This window comes from Paenibacillus camerounensis (assembly GCF_000723885.1).
Taxonomy (GTDB): Bacteria; Bacillota; Bacilli; order Paenibacillales; family Paenibacillaceae; genus Paenibacillus_AQ; species Paenibacillus_AQ camerounensis.
This window is the reverse complement of sequence record NZ_CCDG010000010.1, coordinates 26,374-47,189: the sequence shown is the minus strand read 5'-3', so window position 1 is coordinate 47,189 and position 20,816 is coordinate 26,374. Positions and strand designations below refer to the sequence as shown.

Genomic DNA, 20,816 nt, shown 5'->3' with positions numbered 1-20,816 from the left:
TAACTTAATATAGGTTGAAGAAAAAACAAAGTTTAATTAAATTAAACTTTTTATTGCAATTCCAAGCTTCCGACCATACAATAAGTTTAATTAAATTAAACAAGTTTTCAAAAGGAGTTGTGTAAATGGTTAAACCAACAAGCTTATGGGCTATTCCAGGCAACCGTAATATGCTGCTGTTCTTCACAGCCAAGCTAGCTTCAATCCTCGGCTCCGGCATGTTTACTTTTGTAGTCGGCTTGTACATTCTGAAATTGACGGGCTCCGGAAGCAGCTTCGCGGTTACGATGGTCTGTGGAATGCTGCCCCGGATTGTGCTGGCACCTTTTGCCGGAGTAATGGCCGACAGGATGAACCGCCGCAGGCTGCTGATCTATTCTGATCTCGCCGCTGTAGCAGGGCTGCTGCTGGCGTATCTGGCCGTCTCGCTGAACGGAGTTACCCTGACGCCTGTTTATGTGACCCTAGTTCTGCTGTCCGTATGCTCTACCTTCTACAGCATTGCAATCTCCTCTTCCCTGATCCAGCTTGTAGAGCCCGGCTCACTCCAGCGGGCCAGTTCACTTAATCAGACCGCCGGCTCCATCGGCAATCTGCTTGCCCCTGTGCTCGGCGGCATGCTCTATGCCATCGTCCCGCTGAAGCTGTTCCTGCTGCTGAATGCTGCCGGCTTTGCTGTCTCCACCCTCATGAGCATAGGCCTTAAGTTTAGCCCGGCGGCTAACCCTGCTGATAACACTGAAAGGAATAAGCCGCGGCCCGGTATATCCGCCGTCCGGACCAGGAACCCGGTAATCGCAGAGTTCCGCGGCAGTCTTGCCGGGGGGATATCCTACGTATATAAGAACCTGGTCATCCGCTCCGTCCTGGTCATTGTTTTCTGGGTCAATTTTTTCGTCGTTGCCCTGAATGTAGTGCTTCCTTATGCCGTTGTGCAGAACCTCTCACTCAGCTCCGGACAATATGGCACCATTAATGCAATGCTTGCCGCCGGCATGCTGGTAATGTCCATGCTGCTGACCGTCCGCCGCCAGAGCAGCAGTCCAACCGGCTCGCTCATCCGCGGCCTCTTCATGCTCGGCCTGTTGTTCTTTGGCCTTGCAGTACCGCTAATTGTGGATTTGAGCCGTACCGGAGCCTTTATTTACCTGATGTCCATGCTGTTTATGGTCGGCTGCACAGTAATGAATATTAATATTCCGGTGCAGGTGTACCTGCAGCAGAGTGTCGAGCCAGCCTATCTTGGAAGAGTGTTTGCCGTTGTGGAAACAGCTTCAGGTGCGATTGCACCGGCTGGAATGATCCTCTACGGTGTACTTGTAGACAGGGTCCCCTCCTACCTGCTGCTTGCGGCTTCCGGTATGTCGATCCTGCTGGTCACCATCCTCGGCTCCAGAAATTTGAAGCAGGGCTCACGGAAGGAAGCACAACAGACGCTGGAAACAGGGATGCAGCTTCATTCCTAAGAAAACATTCATACCTGTTAAGAAAATGGTAAGATTTCTGCCAGGCCGCTCTTAAGAACTGTCGCTTATAGTAATGGCTATACTAAATTCTCTATAAGCGAGGGTACATATGCTATTTAATTCCTACACCTTCATGTTTGCTTTCCTGCCGGCTGTGCTGGCAGGATATTTCCTCCTGAACCGTCTCCGTCTATTCCTCTGCTCCAAGCTGTGGCTGGCGCTGGCCTCGCTTGCATTCTATGGCTGGTGGAATATCCGTTACATCCCTTTGATCCTTTTGTCCATTCTGTTCAACTATGCACTTGGCCGGAACATGCACGGCGGCAGACTGCACCCCCGGCTGCTCCTGCTTGCCGGCCTGACTGCGAATCTGCTGCTGCTCCTGTATTACAAGTATGCTGATTTTCTGATCAGCAGCTGGAACGGGCTTACCGGAAGCAATGCAGCTCTGCTGGAGCTTGTCCTGCCGCTGGGCATCAGCTTTTTCACCTTTACACAAATCGCCTATCTGGTTGATGCATACAGGCAGCAGGCCCGTGAATACAGTCTGGTTAATTACATACTCTTCGTCACGTTTTTTCCGCATCTGATCGCGGGTCCTATCCTCCATCACAAGGACATGATGCCGCAGTTTGACCGGCTGCGCGGCAAGCGGTGGAACTGGGGGAACATTCTGCAGGGCTCCCTGCTGTTTTGTACCGGACTCGGCAAAAAGGTGATCCTTGCCGATACGCTTGCCGGATATGCAGACAGCGGCTTCAGCTCGGCCGCCTGTTTTATCGACTCCTGGGTAGCCGTGCTTTCTTATACGCTGCAGCTTTATTTCGATTTCAGCGGCTATACGGATATGGCGATCGGAATTGCCCTGCTGTTCAACATCGTGCTTCCGCAGAACTTCAACAATCCTTACCGGGCTATCAGTATCAGCGGCTTCTGGAGACGCTGGCATATGACGCTCAGCCGGTTCCTCCGCGATTATATCTATATTCCGCTTGGCGGGAACCGCAACGGCTTCTGGACCTCCATCCGCAACGTAATTATCACCTTTCTGCTGGGAGGCCTGTGGCACGGGGCCGGCTGGATGTTCCTGCTCTGGGGCCTGCTGCACGGGGTAGGACAGGCCGTGGAAAAAATCGGAGCCCGCATTGGGCTGACCCTGCCTAAATGGCTGGCCTGGGCGCTGACGTTCGTCTTTATCAATGTGACCTGGGTGTTTTTCCGGGCTGAGGAAATGCCGGTTGCCCTCAGACTGTTGAAAGGGATGAGCGGGCTGAACGGACTTGGACTCGGTACGGCTCCCGGACTCAAATGGGCAATCCTGCTGATTCTTTTGCTGACCGTTGTTATTCTTGTACGTCCGGAGCAGCCGTTAAGGGTGCGGGGCTGGAAAACGTTACTGGCAATGGCCTTGATCTTCGTATTCTCCCTGTTTTTCTTCAACCGGATTACACCTTTCCTGTATTTTAACTTCTAAAACCGCCATAGGAGGTCTGTCCAAGATGCCCACACCACAGCCTAAACCTGTTATTTGTGCAAAAAGCACAGCACAGCCGAGCGGCCCACATACCCGCTCCAGGCAGCTGATGCTCCTGTTCCTGCTGTTTCTTGCGCTTACCGCGGCGGCTGCCGCCCTGCTTACCGCATTCCTTGACCCGCTCCAGTTCTATCATAAATCCTCATGGTATACGCCTCTCTTCTCTGAAGAAGAACGGTACCAGAACCCCGGGCTGGCCAAAAACTATAACTATGACAATATCATCATCGGTACCTCCATGACGGAGAACTTTCTGCCTGCCCAGGTGAATCAGAGCATTGGCGGAACTACGCTGAAGCTGTCGATGGAAGGCTCGACTGTTGATGAGCATTATAAAATTGCCAAGCTGGCCTTGGAGACCGGCAAAGTTAAGCAGGTAATCTGGGGACTTGATTATTTCTCTTTGAAGCTTGAAACGGAGACCGCCGCCGCAGATTTCCCGGATTATCTGTACGACAACAAACTGTGGAACGATTATCGGTACTGGTTCAATTCCTCCGTGTACAGGCAGTTTGCACTCAGTATCAAAAGTATGTTTGAAGGCACGGCCGGCAAAGAGCTTGAGCTGCTGAACAACTGGAATGAAGAAGTAAGCTTCGGTAAAAAGCATGTGGCCGAAGCCTATCTCCAGGTCAGTGATAATGAGCTGTACTTCGGGGTGAATGAGGAAGGCACAGACCAGCTTAAAGAGCACTTCAACACATATATCCTGCCGCTGCTGGAGGCTTATCCCGAGGTCAAATTTCACTTTTACTATCCGCCCTACAGTGTGATGCGCCAGGTCGCCTGGTACAACGATAATCCGGTCCGCTTTGCCAACCAGCTAGTGATGCGTAAATGGATGTACGAACAGTTCAGCCGGTACGATAATGTCAGCCTGTATGATTTCCAGAGCGCTTCCGGCTGGACATACAACCTCGACCTGTACAAGGATCTAAGCCATCACAGCGGTGAGGTTAACAGCCGGATCGCTGAAGCCATAGGCATTCGGGACAGCGATTATCTCGTAACAGATGATAATATCGACAGATTTAACGGTGTCCTGGAAGCTCAGGCCGGCAGCGCAGCTATCGACACCAGCGGTTATGTTTATACATGCAGCGTTATCATAGACGGACATAAATTGGCCTTTACTAGCCGGCTGATCCAAGGTAATCAGGAGTTATGGCTATCCGCTAAAGAAATAGCCGCTGCATTAGGAGCGGAAGTCACCTGGGACGCCGTAAGCAAGACTGTGAGCGTATCAGATCAGCAGCATACGGTAGTGTTTACGCTGGGCAGCAAATCTGCGCTCGCCGACGGTATAAGCCTGCCACTTGAGGCCGCCCCCCTGCTGGCCGGCGGCAAAGCGCTGATCCCGCTGTCCTTTACGGCAGGAATACTAGGCTGGAACCTCTCCTATGCCAAGGACGGTACTGAAATTCATTACATCCTCACTTTGGATTAGCTGAAAAAGAGCCTGCGGCATCATCTGCCGCAGGCTCTTTGCTATAACTGTTTATGAGATCCGTTTATTCGTATCGCCTGCTACTGATTACGTCTGTGCCTAAACACCCGGTTCAGTACCACGCCGGCTGCTATCAGTCCAAGACCAGCCAGATAGATCGGCAGGGGACTGTTCTCCCCGGTCTGCGGCAGCTGGCCGCCGGCTGCCGGATCTGTTACGGTTCCCCTTGGAATGCTGTCATCTGTAATATCAATATCAGGGGTTGTAGTATCCGGGGTACCAGGGGTACCGCTATCCGGATCACCGCCGCCCAGCGGAATCTCATCGGTCGGGATTTCCACCGGACCTTCACCCGGAGTTGCTGTCGCTCCCGGTGTTGCGGAAGGAAGGATTGCCGGACCGCCAGGAATTTCATCATCCACTACAATTATGCCAGGCACTTCAGTCCCTGGAGCCGGTGTTCCCGGTGTACCTCCCGGAATTGCCGGAGTGACCGCCGGTGTTGGTACCGGTGTTGCCGGAGCTGTAGGCGCCGGGGACGGCGTTATGCCAGGGGCTGCCGATTCAGTTGGAACCGGTGATGCTGTAGGCGCCGGAGACTCTGTAACTGCCGGCGTTGCTGATGGTGCCACGGTTGGGGCAACCGTTGGTGCTGTTGTTGGTGCCACAGTTGGTGTAGCTGTCGGAGCAGCCGTCGCTGTAGGCAGCACTGCGGTATTATACACCGTCAGGTTAACGCCTGATACCGAGCCTATGGTTACAGGATATTCTTTTGTATCCAGCACGTATCCGGTTGGCGCTGCTGTTTCAATCAGAACATAGCTGCCCAGCCACAGGTTGTTAAATACCGCTGTCCCTGCAGCTTCCGTAGTCCGGGTGTTTACCAGAACACGTTCAGTACCATTCAGCCGGTACAGCTCAAAGGTTGCGCCCGCCAGGTGCTTCCCGCTATCCTGTGCGTCCAGCTTGCTGACAGTCAGTGTTCCCCGCTCGCCGCTGCCTGTACCCGAACCGCTGGATACGCCCACGATCAGCTCTGAGGTTGTATCCTTATCAACGAGCACAACGTTATTTCCGGTGAATTGAGCCGTATTGGTCAGCTTGTCACCGGTCTTTGCTACAATCAGTGACTGATATTCAAGGATATACGCCTTGTCGATGTCTCCGGCGAAGCTTAATTCAAAGCTCTGTCTGCCATCTTCATCGGCCAGTACCTTCAAGTTGTAATCCACATCTTTAACGAGTGCTGTACCGCTCTTGGTGATGTCACCGTTAGCGGAAGCAACTCCGGCGTACAGCCGGAATGAATCCGGCAGCAATATCTGATTATAGCTTGGTGTATCAATAATTTTGGCATCCTTCACATGGGACTGGCTGCGGTTCACTGCCAGGCTCCAATCGACCTTATCCCCGTTCTGCAGCCCGCTCTTCAGGATGTATTCCCCGCCGTGCGGAATCGTCACTGAGGCAATCAGATCCTTGGATACCTTCACGGTCCCATCCAGAAGCTTTGCAGTATTAACTACAGTACTGCCTATCAGCTGTCCGGCCAGGCTGGTCTTGAAGACGATAACATACGGTTCATTAATGCTGTCTGTGAACACAACCCGCAGTTCATTGCCGCTTCCTACTGAATACGAGTATGCACTTTTGCCCAGCTCTGTTCCCTGTTTATAATCCCCTTTGGCGTCCACATTCAATCTGTAGACCTTGAGGGAATCCGGAACCAGGCTCTGCCCTGCAGTAAGCACATCTGAAACAATAGGAGCTGCTACTGCTTTCGCTGTGTAATTAACCCCTACCGTCCAAGTCAGTTCCTTCCCGGAAGCATCATATACCCCGGTTTTGAAGCCGTTATTCTTCCACTCCGGACGGGGAATGAATTTACCGTCTGCACTGGCAGTCTGAGTTACGCCTTCGATATCCTTCCAGTCAATTCTGGCGGTATTGATAAAATCATCGGTGGTGCCCTTCAGCCAGTCATTGCTGAACTGTGTAGTATAACTGATGGTATAAGATCCGCTGATAGCAGATTTAAATTTCACCTTGAAGCCGGCATTCGGCACAACCGGCGAAACATATTCCAGTGTGTACGCTGAATCGCCAAGCACGGTACCGCTGCTGTTCCGCACCACAATGGTATCCGGGAGCAGCTTTTGACCGCCCTGCGGGAAGGTATCAGTAACGAGTACCTCCTTCATCGGATAGTTATCACCATTTAGTGTGATTTTCCAGTTTGCGGTGTGCGCTTTGTAATCTGCCCCCGAGAAGGTTTTGTAAATAATGATCGGTCTGACCAGCTGTGTAGCTGTAGAGCTGTAGGTGCTTTCGGATACGGTATTCGTCACCGTATGGTCCTTAAACACACGGCCGACCGCCTCCGTTTTATACTCGATCCGGTATGCAGAGCTGATACCGTTAGTGAACTGAAGCTTGAAGCCCTGCTTTTTGTCCCCGGTAATACCGCTCACTATATAGTCGGTGTTTTCTGTCAGGGCCGAACCCTTGATTGCTGTTCCGGTTGAATCAAGGGTTACCGGATAAACAACAACCGAACCGGGCACAAGCCGCTGGGAATCATCGAACAGGTCTGTAAGCACTGCGCTCTGCTGCGGAATAGCCTTCAGATTGTAGTTGTATTCAATAGCCCAGGTAATGACCTGAATACCCCAATCATAGTGCACCGCTTGTTTTTTGAGGCTGCCGCCGCGCTCTACTGTAACAGTCGCAGAGGCACTGGCCGGATCGCGTCCGTCTCCCGTAAAGGTCGCGGTATTGGTATAGCTGGCTTCATCGCCAGTGATTCCTGTGGAATAGGTGAGCCGGTAAGCCCCGTTAATGACCGGATCGGCAAAACGCACGGTAAGCACGCCACCGGCAACCTCCGCGGTATATTTCCCGGTATCCACCAGGCCCCCCTGCTGCACTGAGCCGTCAAGCTGCACATTCAGCTCATACACAGCCAGTGTCACCGTATTGTCCAGTGACAAACCCGCCGGGACCGGATCGGTAACAACTGCATTTGTCACCGGCTCCAGCCGTTTGTTCACATCCACAGTCCAGTCAATCCGTCCGGCATTGAAGCCGCTGGCAACACCGGACTTGCCGATTGTTGAGCCTACCTCCGGCTTGAATGACACAATTATGGTCTGTGAACCGCCTTTAACCGGAAAGACAATCTGCTCTGTCGTGCTCCCGCCGACTTTTGTCCGGTCAAACTTGGTATTGACCCGCAGGGTTCCGTGGACATTCCCATGGCTCTCAATGTAGTTGCCAAAGGTCATAGCCGCTTCATGAGTATCCTTACTGATCGTGAATACCCCTGCCTGCCCGTCATCTGAGACGAGTTCCCCGCTGATATCATTGTACAGCTGGAACTGCTCAGGGAGCTTGAAGGTAAAAGTATCCCCTGCGCTATAGCTGTGTCCGTCCGGAAGCGCCCATGTATAATCAAGGGTGACGGTTGAGTTCACGTCATAGACGCTGCCGGTAACCGTACTTCCGTCAGGTCCGTAAACAGCCATGGACACACTGGTAATGATGTCCGCCTCATTTTCAATCGCTGCTGCCTTAACCTGTGAAATAGACCCGATACCGTAAGCGTATTGCACAAATAGCATAAGAACCACAAGCGCCAGACTAATCCTTTTTTTCACCATTCCCCGGTAGCCCCCATTTCCTGGTTTTCATATCAAGCTCCCGCCAAGGATTCTGTTAAAGATGTCGCCGAACCTGTTTGTAATGACATACTCCGCCCCAAGGCCAGTTATGTATTTCGGTCGTAAAACGTCCATCTTATGTAAACACACAGAATTCCTTCCTTTTCTGGTCAGCTTGAGCGTTATATACTTATATCACCTAAGTATAGAAGCTTAGAATCAGAATAATGTTTAAAATCAGAATATTTATTTTTGATAAGCAAGACTTATTTAAAAAGGAGCGACCGTTGTGGACCTGATTACCTTATTTGGACGGAAGCATGAAACAGATTTCATTATGTTCTCGCTGCCGCATTTCATTGCTCTTGGTGTGACAGCAATACTCTGCCTGCTGCTGTTCTCGGCCAGATTTGCGCTGCGTACCCGCCCGTCACTGCGGAACTCCGTCCGCTGGCTGCTGATCATAGTGCTGCTGGCTTCAGATGGCGGACTGCATGCCTGGTATCTTTCGCACGGCATCTGGACAGCCCGGCACTCGCTGCCGCTTGAGCTGTGCGGGATTACTCTGCTATTATCCATTATTATGCTGCTGACCCGCAGCCGGCTGCTCTATGACTTTCTTTATTTTGCCGGAATCGGCGGAGCGGTTATCGCTCTTTTAACCCCCAATCTGGTGTATCCTTTTCCTCATTTCCGTTTTATACTGTTTTTCACCGCCCATGCGGCGATCGTGCTCTCATCCCTGTTCATGACCTGGGCCTACGGCTACCGTCCAACCTGGCGGTCACTGCTGTTCACGATGCTGGGCCTCAACCTGGTTGCTGCCGTGGTCTTTGGCTTGGATAAGCTGCTGGGTGCCAACTATATGTTCCTGGCGCATAAGCCCGGCACATTCTCTGTACTCGATTATTTTGGCCCTTATCCCTATTATCTGCTGGTGGAGGAGGCCTTTGCCTTTCTCATTTTCCTGATGATGTTTCTGATCTTCTTCAAACTTCCGGAAACCCTTAGAAGCCGGGGCAACTCCCGTAAAAGAAGCTTGTAGGTTTGTACAAGTAGAAACGGCTATGCCGTCCTCCAGAGAAGGCGGTAACCGTTCCTGCGAGAAAGATAAGGATTATGGATAGTGTAAAACATATAAATTCATTTATATCAAAAAAAGCACCGCGCTGGAAAAACCAGCACGGTGCTTTTGCGTTATCCGAAAAGGGCATGTACCCCTAAACCGGATTAATTAAGCTTCAATAATTTCAACTGAAGTCATCTTGTCGCGTCCCTGGAAGCTGTCAACCAGCTCCATGCCTTGTACTACTTTACCGAATACAGTGTGTACTCCGTCAAGGTGCGGCTGTGGTCCGTAGCAGATGTAGAACTGGCTTCCGCCTGTGTTTTTGCCGGCATGAGCCATTGCCAGTGACCCGCGCTCATGCTTGTTAGGGTTGATCTCACAGTTAATGGTGTAGCCCGGACCGCCAGTTCCTGTTCCGTTAGGGCAGCCGCCCTGTGCTACGAAGCCAGGGATAACGCGGTGGAATACAAGACCGTTGTAGAAGCCGTCGTTAGCCAGCTTCTCAAAGTTGGCTACAGTGTTAGGAGCATCGTTCTCAAACAGGTCGATCAGCACTACGCCGCCGTTCTCAAGTGTTACTTTCGCTTGCTTTGCCATATGTAAATGACCCCTTCCAAAAGTTCAGATGTAGAATACGTTTATTAGTTTACTATGAAACTCTGCACAAAGCAAAGCAAGCGGGAGGGTTTCCCGCCTGCTTTGCAGCACACCTAGCCCGTCCAGCCTGTGCCGGAGTAAAAAATTTACTTCGTTACAGCCTGCTTGGCAATACGCTCAGGGACAATATCGTTGGCGACAATGTCATGATGACTCTCACGGCGCACAACCAGATCGCTCTGTCCGTTCTGCACAAACACCACTGCCGGACGGCGGATTCGGTTGTAATTGCTGGCCATCGAATAGTTATAGGCACCGGTGCAGGCTACTGCGAGCAGATCCCCGCTCTTCACGGAAGGCAGCTCTACATCCCAGATCAGCATATCGCCGCTCTCACAGCATTTGCCGGCGATGGAAACCGTCTCTGCGTTGTCCTCAGTAGCCCGGTTAGCCAGCAGTGCTTCATACTTGGATTCGTATAGCGCAGGGCGCGGATTATCCGTCATGCCGCCGTCAACAGCAACATATTTGCGGACACCCGGAATCTCCTTGTTCGTACCTACTGTATACAGCGTCGTACCGGCATCACCGACGATGCTGCGGCCCGGCTCTACCCAGATTTGCGGCAGCTGGCTGCCGATCCCGGCAAAATGTGTCTTAACCGCATCTGTAATAGCAGCAACATATTCCGATACGAGCAGCGGAGTATCGCCGTCCACATACCGGATGCCGAAGCCTCCGCCAAGGTTAACGACAGGAAAATCGACGTTCAGCTCTTCCTTCACCTTGCGGGTGAAATCGGCAATCCGTTCAACTGCCAGCTGGAAGCCTTCCGTTTCAAAAATCTGTGAGCCGATGTGGGAATGAACGCCCAGCAGCTGAAGATTGGCTTTGCCCGCGGCCTGCTGAACAGCTGCATAAGCAGAACCGTTGCCGATGTCGAAGCCGAACTTGGAGTCGGTCTGGCCAGTAGAAGCATAGGCATGGTGGGCATGGGCTTCAACCCCCGGCGTCACGCGCAGCAGCACATTGACAGTAACTTCCTTGCTGGCAGCGATAGCCTGCAGAAGGCCAAGCTCCACAAGGTTATCAACCACAAAGCAGCCGATGCCCGCTTCAATCGCCATTTCAATCTCATCCGGCGTCTTATTGTTACCGTGGAAGTGAATGCGCTCAGCCGGGAAGCCGGCTTGCAGTGCTGTGTACAATTCGCCGTCAGATACGACGTCCAGCGACAGTCCTTCTTCGTCAGCCAGGCGGCACATCGCCATGATGGAGAAGGCTTTGCTCGCATAAGCAACCTGGAAGCCCAGCCCGGAGGCTCTGAAGGCATCCATATACTCGCGGCAGCGCTGACGGATTAATTGCTCGTCCATTATATATAGCGGGGTACCATATTCCGCCTTGAGTTCTGTTACATCACATCCGCCGATTTCCAGATGTCCGGCATCATTAATCCGGCTCGTCCCGTGTAAAAACATTGTCCAATCCTCCAATTTCCGTGGAACGTCTTGATTCCACCCTGTCTATTGTATGAAATATTGCCCCTCAGAGTTCCAAAAACAGGCTTCAGGCTGAAACCCGGACTTCACAGGGGCTATTTAGTGTATTCAGTATACCAGACAAGGGGAACGTCATAGAATGGACTAATGTGCAGTTGATTTGTATTTTTTGTACGGCTACTTCTCGTTCTCCTGGACAGGCGGCATTCTGGTATTATCCCGTGTTTTGTTGAATGACGGCCTTGCTTTGGAGCTGAGCACCGGCTGCCGGACCAGAATCGCGCCGAGAGCTTTTGCATTAAATGGTATAAACGGCCACAAATATGAGGAGTTGTATGACCGGTGGGTAGTCAGAAGAATAATCAGCAGCGTTGTCCCGATCATGAACCCCGGCACCTGGAAGACAGCCACGGCGAGCAGCAGCGCGAGCCTGACAATCCGGTTCGCCAGCCCCAGCTCATAGGAAGGCGTAGCGAACATTCCGATTGAGGCAACCGCCATATACAGCACGACCTCATTGACAAACAGCCCCGTCTGTACGGCGATGTCTCCGACCAGAATGGCAGCGATCAGCCCCATCGCTGAGCCCAGCGGAGTCGGCGTATGCACGGCTGCCATACGAAGCAGGTCAACCCCGAGCTCAACAATCAGAAATTGGGCCAGCAGCGGAATCTTAGCCATTTTCTGCGGACCTATAAACTCCAGCATGGCCGGCTTAAGCTCAGGATGGATAACCAGCAGCATCCAGAGCGGCAGCAGAAACATGGAGGCAAATACGCCTATAAACCGCACCCAGCGCAGATAAGTTCCCATGAACGGGGTCTGCCGGTTCTCCTCGGCATGCTGACACAGATCAAAAAACGTCGTCGGCAGGACAATGACGCTTGGTGAGGTATCCACAAAGATCACAACCCGGCCTTCCAGCAGATGTGATGCCACGGTATCAGGGCGCTCTGAGTAGCGGACAAGCGGATAAGGGTTCCACCCTCTGCCCACAATCGCCTCTTCCAGCTGCTTATCCGCCAGCGGAATGCCGTCGATGTCAATGCTCTTGATTTTGTCGGTAACTGCCAGCACCTGAGTCTTGTCCACGATATCATCAATATAGGCTACACAGACATCGGTCCGTGTCCGGCGTCCGACCTGGTGCATCTCATATTTCAGTCCGGGGTCGCGGATTCTTCTGCGTACCAGCGCCACATTGCTCAGCAGTGTTTCTGTGAAGCCGTCACGGGCTCCGCGTACAACACGCTCAATGGAGGGTTCATCAGGACCGCGCGCCGGATAGGCACGGGTATCCATGATGATGACCTGGTTCTCCCCTTCAAGGAAGAATGCACTCATGCCGGACAGCACCTTGTTAATACTTTCACTCAGCAGCTCGCCCTTTTCCACCTGCACATGAGGAATATATTCGGTCATAAAGCTGCTTAGCGCACCGGTGGATACCTCGTCCGGGGTCAGGTACGTCAGCCGTTTCAGAATTTCATCAATGATCGTATCCTTGGCAAAGCCGCTGATGCACAGCAGCGCGGCCTTTCGGCCGCCAAAGGTCATCTCCCTGAATACGATGTCAAAGGAGGACCCGAGCCCCAGCACCTCTGTCAGTGTATTCTTGGTGTCCTCCAGACGCTCAGGAATCTTATCATGCCCCTGCCAGTAAATGATTGACTGCTCCAGCGAGTCTGAGCGCTCCGAATCCCGCTTCTTCTGCAGCGGATCAGCCTTTTTCTCCTGCGGATCCTGCCCTTCCTTCGCCCGCTTCCCGGCTTTTTTCCCTGTCTGCTCCTTGTCCTTCTTGACCGTTACTTTATCCGCTCCCTGTTCGCCGCCGGTATCTTCCTCCCCCTCCGCATCCTCATCCGGTTCATCGCCGAACAGCCTGGCGAAAAAACCCTTTTGGGCCTTTTCCGGCTCCTCTGTACCCAGCTCACTGGAAATTTCGGCATCCCCGCCGCCGGAGAATCCGTTGTCCTGCTGACCGGAATTCCCGTTGTCCTGCTGACCGGGGCTCCGTTCATTCTGTCCGCCGGAATTCTCAGCGCCGGTAGTATCCTCCTGATCTCCGTCATCGCCAAACAGTGTGGACAAGAAACCCCTTAAGCCGCTGCCCTTCTCCGGGGCCTCCTCCTGTTCCGGCGAAGCTCCCTGTTCAGGGTTATTGTCCATTGCCGCTGCATCCTGCTGGCTGCTTCTGCTGTGAGGCTCTGACTCCGCCCCCGCATCACGCACGGCACTGCCGTCAGCCCCTGTCATTGTCTCTGTGTCAGAGGCACCGGATATTTCCGGTGTCTTCTCCCCTTCCTGATCCGGCGTACCGGCAACATCAGAGGTCTGCAGGTCATGGTCCCCATATCCCGTCACTGAGGCATCTACGCCTATGTCAGCCCCTCCTGCCCCTTCTTCATCCTGCTGCCCTGCGCCGGCATCGGCATTACTGACGTTTCCCTGATTATTATTATTGCCGGTATTGCTGTCTTCCGGCTTTTTGTTCTGCGGCTGATTTGTTTGCATAGTTGCGTCTCCCTCTGATCTGCCGGCTGCAGCAGTCTCATGTTCACCTTCCGGAACCGTCTGGCCTCCCTCAAGCAATCTGCCGAGTTCATCCGGCGGCTCTGTTCGAGCCCCCTGCACTTCTGCTTGTGCCGGAGCAGAAGCCTTTGATTTCTCGGCTTTCACCTGGTCTCCGCTGTGAATATACCTCGTCACTCCATAACCCCCTTAAAAGTTCCTTGATTCTCCGGACAGCCGGGACAGCAGCTGCAGCTCCTAGCGCTGGTACACAAACCAGTCAAATAAGGAACCTGCAACCTTGCCGCAGACCATCGCCATCAGAAGCCCGAACATATAATGTGTCATATGCAGGCGTTTCGCCAGAATCGGCAGCACGTTCAGCACTTCCGTCAGGGCCGCAGCCAGCATGCCGACAAAAATACCGTCGAGCAGGCCCACTCCCAGCTCAGCCAGCGGACCTGCGGATATTTTCCAGTTCCAGAAATCACTCACCGTTCCAAGCAGTGAACCGCCGACCATCGCGCCTTCATACCAGTGCACCTTATTGTAGGATGAAGTCAGCTGGGCAAGCCGGGGCACCATATCCAGCACAATGAACAGGGCTATGACCCCTCCGCCGACGGCAATTCCGGCAGCTACACCCAGCAGCAGATGCAGTCCAAGGGAAACCGGCGCAGTCATGGAACTCCCCCCTTCTTACCTTGGGTGCTTTGCCGGTGCTCCAGCTTGCTGTATTCCTCATGCACGACATAATGATCGATATTTTTTTGGTACAGGAACATCTCCACCTCCAGCGGTGTCGGCTCCTCATTCCATTTTTTCTTGAACAGGTGATTGAAAAAAACAACCATCCCGAAGCCGATTCCCAGCGAATAGGCTACCTGAAAAACATAGGGATGCTCGTCACGCCGCCCGGTCAGCATCTCCACGATCCGTACATGCACCTCCTGCATGCTGACGTCGGCATGGAAATTCATAATCGTCAGTGCCGAGCCGAAGAACAGCAGCAGCCAGACCAGTACAAACAGGGTAATAGACGGCTTGCGCGCCTCAAGCGGACCTTCAATCTGCACAATAGTCCGCCCCTCACCGATTGGCTGAATATCAGCCCCCGGAACAAGCTCATGAATCCGCGGAATAATGCTCAGCAGATCAATTAGGATCAGATTGCCGTCACTTTGCTCCGGCTGGTGCAGCAGAATCGAGTCTAACGGCTCCCTCCACTCCGGTCCGGCAATCAGGTAGGCCACATCCCGCAGCATAACGCCCCGCCCCTTGGGCACCGTGACCCTGTTCTTCAGCTGTATGTAAATGGCGGGTGCCTGCTTATCCATCATCTTCATACACCTCCTCAAAGGTTGACAGCAGAATATCGGTAGTATGGGAGAAAGGCCTTATTTTTACTCTTAAGCACAAAAAAACCTCCTTTTTATGTAAGCGGAGGGAGAGCTCACGCTTAAAAAAGAGGTTGCATGCAGTTCCAGCTGCCTTTCGGGCGGTTTAAGCCAGGCATACAAAGAAAGAGGATGTCCTCCCGGCCGTACGGCTGCGTGATGACATCCTCTTCCTGTATTCGGGCCCTGGGGTCTATCCCCTCAGGCATCTATCGTATATATGGTTAGGCTGCCTGCTTTAATTCTGCCTGCGCCTGTCTGTTCTGCTGGCTGGAAATATAGAACAGCGCCGTCCAGATCAGAGCGAATCCGACAACCTGAGCCATGGTTACCAGCTGGTGATAAACAATCCAGTTAATCAGAATCCCGGTCATCGGGAAGCTGAGCTCAGCCAGCGTTGCAAAGGAGGCCTTGGTCGTATTCAAGCCTTTGTAATATAGCAGCATACTAAGCAGTCCGGGCAGCAGCGCCTGCAGCAGCAGGTTAACTGCAACGAGCGACGTAGCTCCCAGGCCGCCGCTTACCTGCCACGGGGCACCTTCCATTGTAGTCAGGGCGAACAGCAAAGGCAGGGCCAGAATGAAACGCAGCGAGGTTACGGTCTCATAGCTCAAAGAGCCGAGCAGGTATCTGCCCATAACCGTTGAGCCGCCCCACAGTGCGGCAGCGCCCATTGCCATCAGGCTGCCTACGCTGACAAAATTGTTAACATGGCCGAAAGGAACCGTCCAGCCGAAGGTCAGCAGATAAGTTCCGCCCAGAGCAAGCACAATCAGCAGGCCGAAGTTACGCGGGAGGCGTTCCTTCAGAATAACGGCAGCCAGGCCGATAGCGAATACCGGCTGAAGCTTCTGCAGCAGCAGGACGGCGTTCAGATCACCGCTGGATAATGCTTTGGTGAACAAAATAGTTGCCAGGGCGGAACCGCCCCAGGAAACAACCAGCAATGCTCCCGCCTGGCGGAGACGGATGCCCTTCAGCTCAGCCCGGTGACGCCACAGTACAGGTGCAGCTGCGAGAAACAGCACCACATGCTCCAGCAGAACAATTTGTGAGGACGTCAAAGATTCTAATAAAATGATCCGGAACAGCGGATCGACGCCCCAGAGCGCCGCGCCCATTACAACCAGCCAGAAGCCGCTGCGGACCGGCGCTGTGCGCATACCTGATGATGAAGCCGATGCATTACTCATAATTCATTCTCCTTGTCGATACAAACCCTCGATAAGAGACCAAAAGCCCCCGATACACCCTGCAAAGGGCTATTATCGGGGGCATTTCGAATAAAAGGCAGCAGGAATACACCCGTGTCCTTATTCTTTGATCCTCTCCCATCCGGACTTTACCGTCGGCTCTGGATTGTCACCAGATCAGTCAATTCCGCCTTAACAGCGGAGCTTGAGTCGCGGGCTTAGTTCGCTTTGAACATCACCGCCGGTCAGGAATTTCACCTTACCCCGAGAATCTTGTATTCCGTTATATTTTTCACAATCTCAGAATACCTCCATTATGTCATTTCGTCCAGTCTTTTATGAAAATATTTTGCTTTATTTCATTTTCGTATTACAGGGCTTAGCCAACAGGCCGAGATATTTGGAAGAAAATACTGAATTATTAAGGTATAATAAAATCATCTGTTTTTTCCATACTTTATCAACAAGAAAGAGGTAGCTGTGAAAAGATCCGTCTGGTTAAACCTGCTATTTTCCGTTGCAGCTGTAGTTCCACTCGCCCTGGTAGCCTTTATCGGGTACTTTTTGATCGCCCTAATGGGCGGTTTCAGGTTCTACGCTCCGCTCTCTGCCGTTGTCGCTGCCGTCCTAGCTGCCTACATTGTCGCTGCCATCTTCGACTGGTTTGAGCCGCGCACCCGGGGTATTGCCTTCGCTTCATTCCTGGGACTGTGTCTGCTGGCCACCGGCGGATACGAGATCAATAAAGCCTATGTGAACAGTCTGGCTGAAGTACGCGAGCAGGAGGTTTCTCTTGAGCAGTACCAGCCGTTCCATGCTGAATCCAAGGTTGCGGTGCTGGACGCGCCGGCATCCTATCAGATCACGGACACGGTACCGCCGCGTCTTGACGGGGCCACTGCGCTTTATCCGCTTTACTCTGCCTTTGTGCAGGCTGTATATCCCGAGGATAAGTATGATCCGTATGATTTTGACGTTAGTCCGGTAGTGTGCTCCTCTACCTCGTATGCCTATAAGCGGCTGATCTCCGGAGAGACCGATATCATCTTTACCGCCACCCCTTCACTCGCCCAGGAAAAAGATGCAAAGCTGTCCGGGCGCGAGCTGGTGCTTACCCCGATTGGCCGTGAGGCCTTTGTCTTTTTTGTTAATAAACGCAACCCGGTGGACAGCCTGACCACAGAGCAGATTATGGACATCTATTCCGGTGAGCTGACCAATTGGAAGGATGCCGGCGGACGGAACGACCGGGTCCGGGCCTTCCAGCGTGATGAGGGCAGCGGCAGCCAGTCCATGCTGCAAAAAATCATGCAGGACCGCACCCTGATGCAGCCCCCCTCTGAGGATGTGATGGACCTGATGAGCGGCATTATCTCCCGGACCTCCAACTACCGTAACTACAAAAACGCCATCGGCTTCAGCTTCCTCTACTATGCCTCCCAGATGAACAGCAGCGACGAGCTTAAGCTGCTTGCGATCGACGGGATTGAGCCGAACAGAGAGAACATCAGCAGCGGTGCTTATCCGTACACGGTTAACTTTTATGCCGTAACAACAGGAACACCTTCACCTAAGCAGCAGGAATTCCTCGACTGGATCATCTCCCCGGAAGGGCAGGAGCTGGTAGCAAAGACCGGCTATGTGCCGGTTAACTGAGAACGTGTATATTAAAAAGAGTGCTCCCGCGCTGTATCCGGGGAGCACTCTTTTTATGTTATTTCGGGCTCAGCTGCCCTGCTGCGCCGACAGCAGCCGTCTGCGCTTCTCCCGGTCCGGGTCGGTCTGCACATGAATGCTCGGACCGAAGATCATTGTGGCACGCTCACCCGGCACATATAACGGCCAGCTCAGGCCGGCTGAATCCGGGCTGCCCCGGTGCGCAAATGCGGTCCAGGCCTCCTGCATCCGCTCCGCCAGCGCTGTAAGCTCAGGGCTGACGGACACCCCGTATTGATGCAGCAGGTCTATTGTATTAAATACATAATAGATCTCTGCACCGTGCACCGCTTTATCCAGCAGCGGATGGCCGGGAATCGTCCAGTCGAACCGGTACATCCAGACCGGCGCGTGCGCCAGCTGCCGCTCAGCAAAGGCGATAGAACTGTCCCAGAAGTACAGGTCAGTCATCATGTCCGCCTGCCCTTCCCAGTTGTGAGGGTAATGGCTGGCCAGCTCCGCCAGATTCTCCACTCCGAGCATCAGCTCAAGCGCCTTCAGCGACTGGTCAAAGCCTGCACCTTCCCGGTCGCCCCGGAAGAACAGATAGCCCTCGTGCAGATTCGTACCAATCATCAGCGGGATTCCGGCGGCTGCGCCCCCGGCTACAGCCTCCGCCGGCTCCAGCGGCAGGGTTGCCGGGTCAATCTGCGGCTGAAACAGCAGGCTGAGCGAATTGCCAGCCACCTTATAAGCCATCCGGGCCGCAGCTGCCAGAATCTCCTCTGCAGGTGCAGCCTGCAGAGAAGCGGCATCACCGCCAAGCTCGGCAAGGAAGGCAGCAGCAATCTGCGCACCTGTCTCCTGCTTCATTGTCTGCGGCGCCCCGCTCTGCATAATGGCCCCGGAGATCAGTCCCTTGGCCGCAGGCATCGCCAGCAGGGCGGCAATACTCATGCTGCCGGCAGATTCGCCGAACACGGTTACCCTTGCCGGATCGCCTCCGAAGCCGGCGATATTATCCTGTACCCACTCCAGCGCAGCAATCTGGTCCAGCAGGCCGAGATTTGATTCGTACTCGCCGAACGGTGACAGGTGCAGGAAACCGAACGGCCCCAGCCGGTAATTGACAGTTACGACTATCACCTTGCCGGCCTCCGCCATCCTTGCCCCGTCGAACATCGGCTGGCTGCCTGCTCCCGTTAAGAAGGTGCCTCCGTGAATCCAGACCATAACCGGCAGCGCCGTCTGCTCTCCGGCCGGTGACCAGACATTCAGATACAGGCAGTCCTCCGAGAAGACCGGCTGCGTCCCGCCGAACCGGATGCTGCTTGAGCTTGGCGGCTGATGGGCTGCCGGGCCGAATGCCTCGGATTCCCTTACGGTATGCCAGGGCTCCGGCGGCTGAGGGGCACGAAAGCGCAGCTCCCCGACAGGCGGTGCCGCAAACGGAATGCCGCGCCAGACGTTCACTCCGCCGCTATGCGCTCCCTTTACTTTTCCGTATACCGTATCAGCAACGGGTCTAGTCATTTTACAATCATCCTCTCATGCTATTCCTCGGCAGGCTGTTCCTGCTCAACTTCTTTTGCGGCTTCAACCCTGTATAGCCCGGAGCGGAACCGGAACCATTGAAAAATATGCGTAACGACAACTTTAAGCACGGCATAACCCGGAACAGCCAGAATGATACCGAGCACGCCGAACATTTTACCGGCAAAAATAATAACAAATATGATCGTAATCGGATGAATCTTCAGTGATTTGCCCATGATCTGGGGTGAGATAAACTTACCTTCGATAAGCTGGACTGCCGTCCAGACAAAGATCATCTTAAGCAGCATGAACGGGGAGGTAACCAGGGCGACAATCAGGGCCGGAGTAATGGCAATTGCCGGACCCAGATAAGGGACAACTGCCGTACACGCCGCAACAATGGCTAGCACCAGTGAATACTCAAGGCCGATAATCAGGTAACCTATGTACAGCAGTGCGCCAATGCAGCAGCTGACAATAATCTGCCCGCGGATGTAAGAAGCCACCTGGCTGTTCATTTCCTTCATGACGAGACGGGTCTGCGGCTGCAGGGCATTAGGGATAAAGCGCATCAGATAGTCAGGCAGCCGTTTGCCGTCCCGGAGCAGATAGAACAGGATAAATGGAGTAGTGACCACAGCCAGTACAACCTCCGTCAGCGCACCGACAAAGTTGCCGACACCGCTAACCGCATTATTTAAAAAAGAGGTGGCCCAAGTGGTCGCCCTGTTCGTCAAATCTCCAAAGTCTAGGCTTGTGCCTACACCGACATTCTCCTGAATCCGTCCGAACAGCTCACTTCCGGTCAGATTAATAAATTCCTCCTGGATCTGGTTACTGTATTTGGGGAAATTATCGATCAAACCTACGAGCTGTGTGCGGATAATCGGAATTACAGTCAGCAGGATGAGCGTGACAATCCCTGCAATACCCAGATACAGGATGACAATACCGTAAGCCCGCTTAATCCGGCTTTTTGACTCCATCCGGTCTACGAGCGGATTCAGCAGGTAATAGGCAATTCCCGACAGCAGCAGCGGTGCAGCCACCGTATGCAGCAGCGCCGATACCGGCTTGAATATAAACGGAACCTTGGAAAATACCAGAATGTTAATGCCAATCAGCAGAACAACCAGTAATGATACGACAAATCTGTTATTCAGAAAAAATCTTCTAAACCGTTCAGGCCATACCTGCAGCCTCTCCATCGCTAATGCTCCCCCTTGCAACAAGTCTTCATCTAATAGTG

General features: G+C 53.2%; 14 protein-coding genes and 1 riboswitch. Of the genes, 5 read left to right on the top strand and 9 right to left on the bottom strand.

The window, feature by feature from the left end; genetic code table 11:
* Positions 1–125 precede the first annotated feature (125 nt).
* The 3 genes from BN3772_RS04150 to BN3772_RS04140 all read left to right on the top strand — a co-directional run bounded on the left by BN3772_RS04150 (position 126) and on the right by BN3772_RS04140 (position 4,447).
* Positions 126–1,466, top strand: a complete 1,341-nt coding sequence (locus BN3772_RS04150; RefSeq protein ID WP_042196975.1) for an MFS transporter — start codon at positions 126–128, stop codon at positions 1,464–1,466.
* Positions 1,467–1,575: 109 nt separating this feature from the next.
* Complete coding sequence (locus BN3772_RS04145; RefSeq protein WP_042196973.1) at positions 1,576–2,940, top strand: MBOAT family O-acyltransferase; 1,365 nt, start codon at positions 1,576–1,578, stop codon at positions 2,938–2,940.
* A gap of 25 nt (positions 2,941–2,965) precedes the next feature.
* The gene (locus BN3772_RS04140) at positions 2,966–4,447 is read left to right on the top strand and encodes a copper amine oxidase N-terminal domain-containing protein (RefSeq protein WP_042196971.1); all 1,482 of its coding nucleotides are present in this window, start codon (positions 2,966–2,968) and stop codon (positions 4,445–4,447) included.
* An 80-nt stretch (positions 4,448–4,527) separates the two neighbouring features.
* Here the strand turns inward: BN3772_RS04140 and BN3772_RS04135 are convergent, their stop codons facing one another.
* Positions 4,528–8,106 carry a collagen binding domain-containing protein gene (locus tag BN3772_RS04135; protein ID WP_042196967.1) on the bottom strand — a complete coding sequence of 1,193 codons (3,579 nt, stop codon included), beginning with the start codon at positions 8,104–8,106 and terminating at the stop codon, positions 4,528–4,530.
* Between the two features lie 289 nt (positions 8,107–8,395).
* Between BN3772_RS04135 and BN3772_RS04130 the strand changes: the two genes are divergently transcribed.
* Positions 8,396–9,151 (top strand): YwaF family protein, encoded by a 756-nt coding sequence (locus BN3772_RS04130; protein WP_086074395.1) that lies wholly within the window; start codon positions 8,396–8,398, stop codon positions 9,149–9,151.
* 189 nt (positions 9,152–9,340) lie between these two features.
* On the opposite strand, the gene BN3772_RS04125 is transcribed toward BN3772_RS04130, so the two are convergent.
* The 6 genes from BN3772_RS04125 to BN3772_RS04100 all read right to left on the bottom strand — a co-directional run bounded on the left by BN3772_RS04125 (position 9,341) and on the right by BN3772_RS04100 (position 16,375).
* Positions 9,341–9,772, bottom strand: coding sequence for a peptidylprolyl isomerase (locus tag BN3772_RS04125; RefSeq protein WP_042196965.1), 432 nt, complete (start codon positions 9,770–9,772; stop codon positions 9,341–9,343).
* Positions 9,773–9,918: 146 nt separating this feature from the next.
* Entirely contained in the window at positions 9,919–11,253 is a 1,335-nt protein-coding gene (lysA, locus tag BN3772_RS04120; RefSeq protein ID WP_042196963.1) for a diaminopimelate decarboxylase, read from the bottom strand.
* A 198-nt stretch (positions 11,254–11,451) separates the two neighbouring features.
* A complete protein-coding gene (locus BN3772_RS04115) occupies positions 11,452–13,356 on the bottom strand; it encodes a spore germination protein (RefSeq protein ID WP_425280414.1) in 1,905 nt (634 codons plus the stop codon).
* A 687-nt stretch (positions 13,357–14,043) separates the two neighbouring features.
* A complete protein-coding gene (locus tag BN3772_RS04110) occupies positions 14,044–14,469 on the bottom strand; it encodes a stage V sporulation protein AB (protein WP_042196960.1) in 426 nt (141 codons plus the stop codon).
* Positions 14,466–15,125 (bottom strand): stage V sporulation protein AA, encoded by a 660-nt coding sequence (locus BN3772_RS04105; protein ID WP_042196958.1) that lies wholly within the window; start codon positions 15,123–15,125, stop codon positions 14,466–14,468. The genes BN3772_RS04110 and BN3772_RS04105 overlap by 4 nt, the downstream gene beginning before the upstream one ends.
* 281 nt (positions 15,126–15,406) lie before the next feature.
* Positions 15,407–16,375, bottom strand: a complete 969-nt coding sequence (locus BN3772_RS04100) for a DMT family transporter (protein WP_042196956.1) — start codon at positions 16,373–16,375, stop codon at positions 15,407–15,409.
* A 126-nt stretch (positions 16,376–16,501) separates the two neighbouring features.
* Positions 16,502–16,651: riboswitch (FMN riboswitch) on the bottom strand.
* A gap of 204 nt (positions 16,652–16,855) precedes the next feature.
* On the opposite strand from BN3772_RS04100, the gene BN3772_RS04095 reads away from it, so the two are divergent.
* Positions 16,856–18,031: a PstS family phosphate ABC transporter substrate-binding protein gene (locus tag BN3772_RS04095; RefSeq protein ID WP_052380374.1), complete on the top strand. Its 1,176-nt coding sequence runs from the start codon at positions 16,856–16,858 to the stop codon at positions 18,029–18,031.
* Between the two features lie 69 nt (positions 18,032–18,100).
* Here the strand turns inward: BN3772_RS04095 and BN3772_RS04090 are convergent, their stop codons facing one another.
* Complete coding sequence (locus BN3772_RS04090) at positions 18,101–19,564, bottom strand: carboxylesterase/lipase family protein (RefSeq protein WP_042196954.1); 1,464 nt, start codon at positions 19,562–19,564, stop codon at positions 18,101–18,103.
* Between the two features lie 20 nt (positions 19,565–19,584).
* A complete protein-coding gene (locus BN3772_RS04085) occupies positions 19,585–20,775 on the bottom strand; it encodes an AI-2E family transporter (protein ID WP_042196953.1) in 1,191 nt (396 codons plus the stop codon).
* Positions 20,776–20,816 lie beyond the last annotated feature (41 nt).

Excerpts from the sequence above, each read along its gene's own strand:
- BN3772_RS04150 (WP_042196975.1), top strand. The coding sequence starts at position 126 with ATGGTTAAACCAACAAGCTTATGGGCTATTCCAGGCAACCGTAATATG.
- BN3772_RS04145 (WP_042196973.1), top strand. The coding sequence starts at position 1,576 with ATGCTATTTAATTCCTACACCTTCATGTTTGCTTTCCTGCCGGCTGTG.
- BN3772_RS04140 (WP_042196971.1), top strand. The coding sequence starts at position 2,966 with ATGCCCACACCACAGCCTAAACCTGTTATTTGTGCAAAAAGCACAGCA.
- BN3772_RS04135 (WP_042196967.1), bottom strand. The coding sequence starts at position 8,106 with ATGGTGAAAAAAAGGATTAGTCTGGCGCTTGTGGTTCTTATGCTATTT.
- BN3772_RS04125 (WP_042196965.1), bottom strand. The coding sequence starts at position 9,772 with ATGGCAAAGCAAGCGAAAGTAACACTTGAGAACGGCGGCGTAGTGCTG.
- lysA (WP_042196963.1), bottom strand. The coding sequence starts at position 11,253 with ATGTTTTTACACGGGACGAGCCGGATTAATGATGCCGGACATCTGGAA.
- BN3772_RS04110 (WP_042196960.1), bottom strand. The coding sequence starts at position 14,469 with ATGACTGCGCCGGTTTCCCTTGGACTGCATCTGCTGCTGGGTGTAGCT.
- BN3772_RS04105 (WP_042196958.1), bottom strand. The coding sequence starts at position 15,125 with ATGATGGATAAGCAGGCACCCGCCATTTACATACAGCTGAAGAACAGG.
- BN3772_RS04100 (WP_042196956.1), bottom strand. The coding sequence starts at position 16,375 with ATGAGTAATGCATCGGCTTCATCATCAGGTATGCGCACAGCGCCGGTC.
- BN3772_RS04090 (WP_042196954.1), bottom strand. The coding sequence starts at position 19,564 with ATGACTAGACCCGTTGCTGATACGGTATACGGAAAAGTAAAGGGAGCG.
- BN3772_RS04085 (WP_042196953.1), bottom strand. The coding sequence starts at position 20,775 with ATGGAGAGGCTGCAGGTATGGCCTGAACGGTTTAGAAGATTTTTTCTG.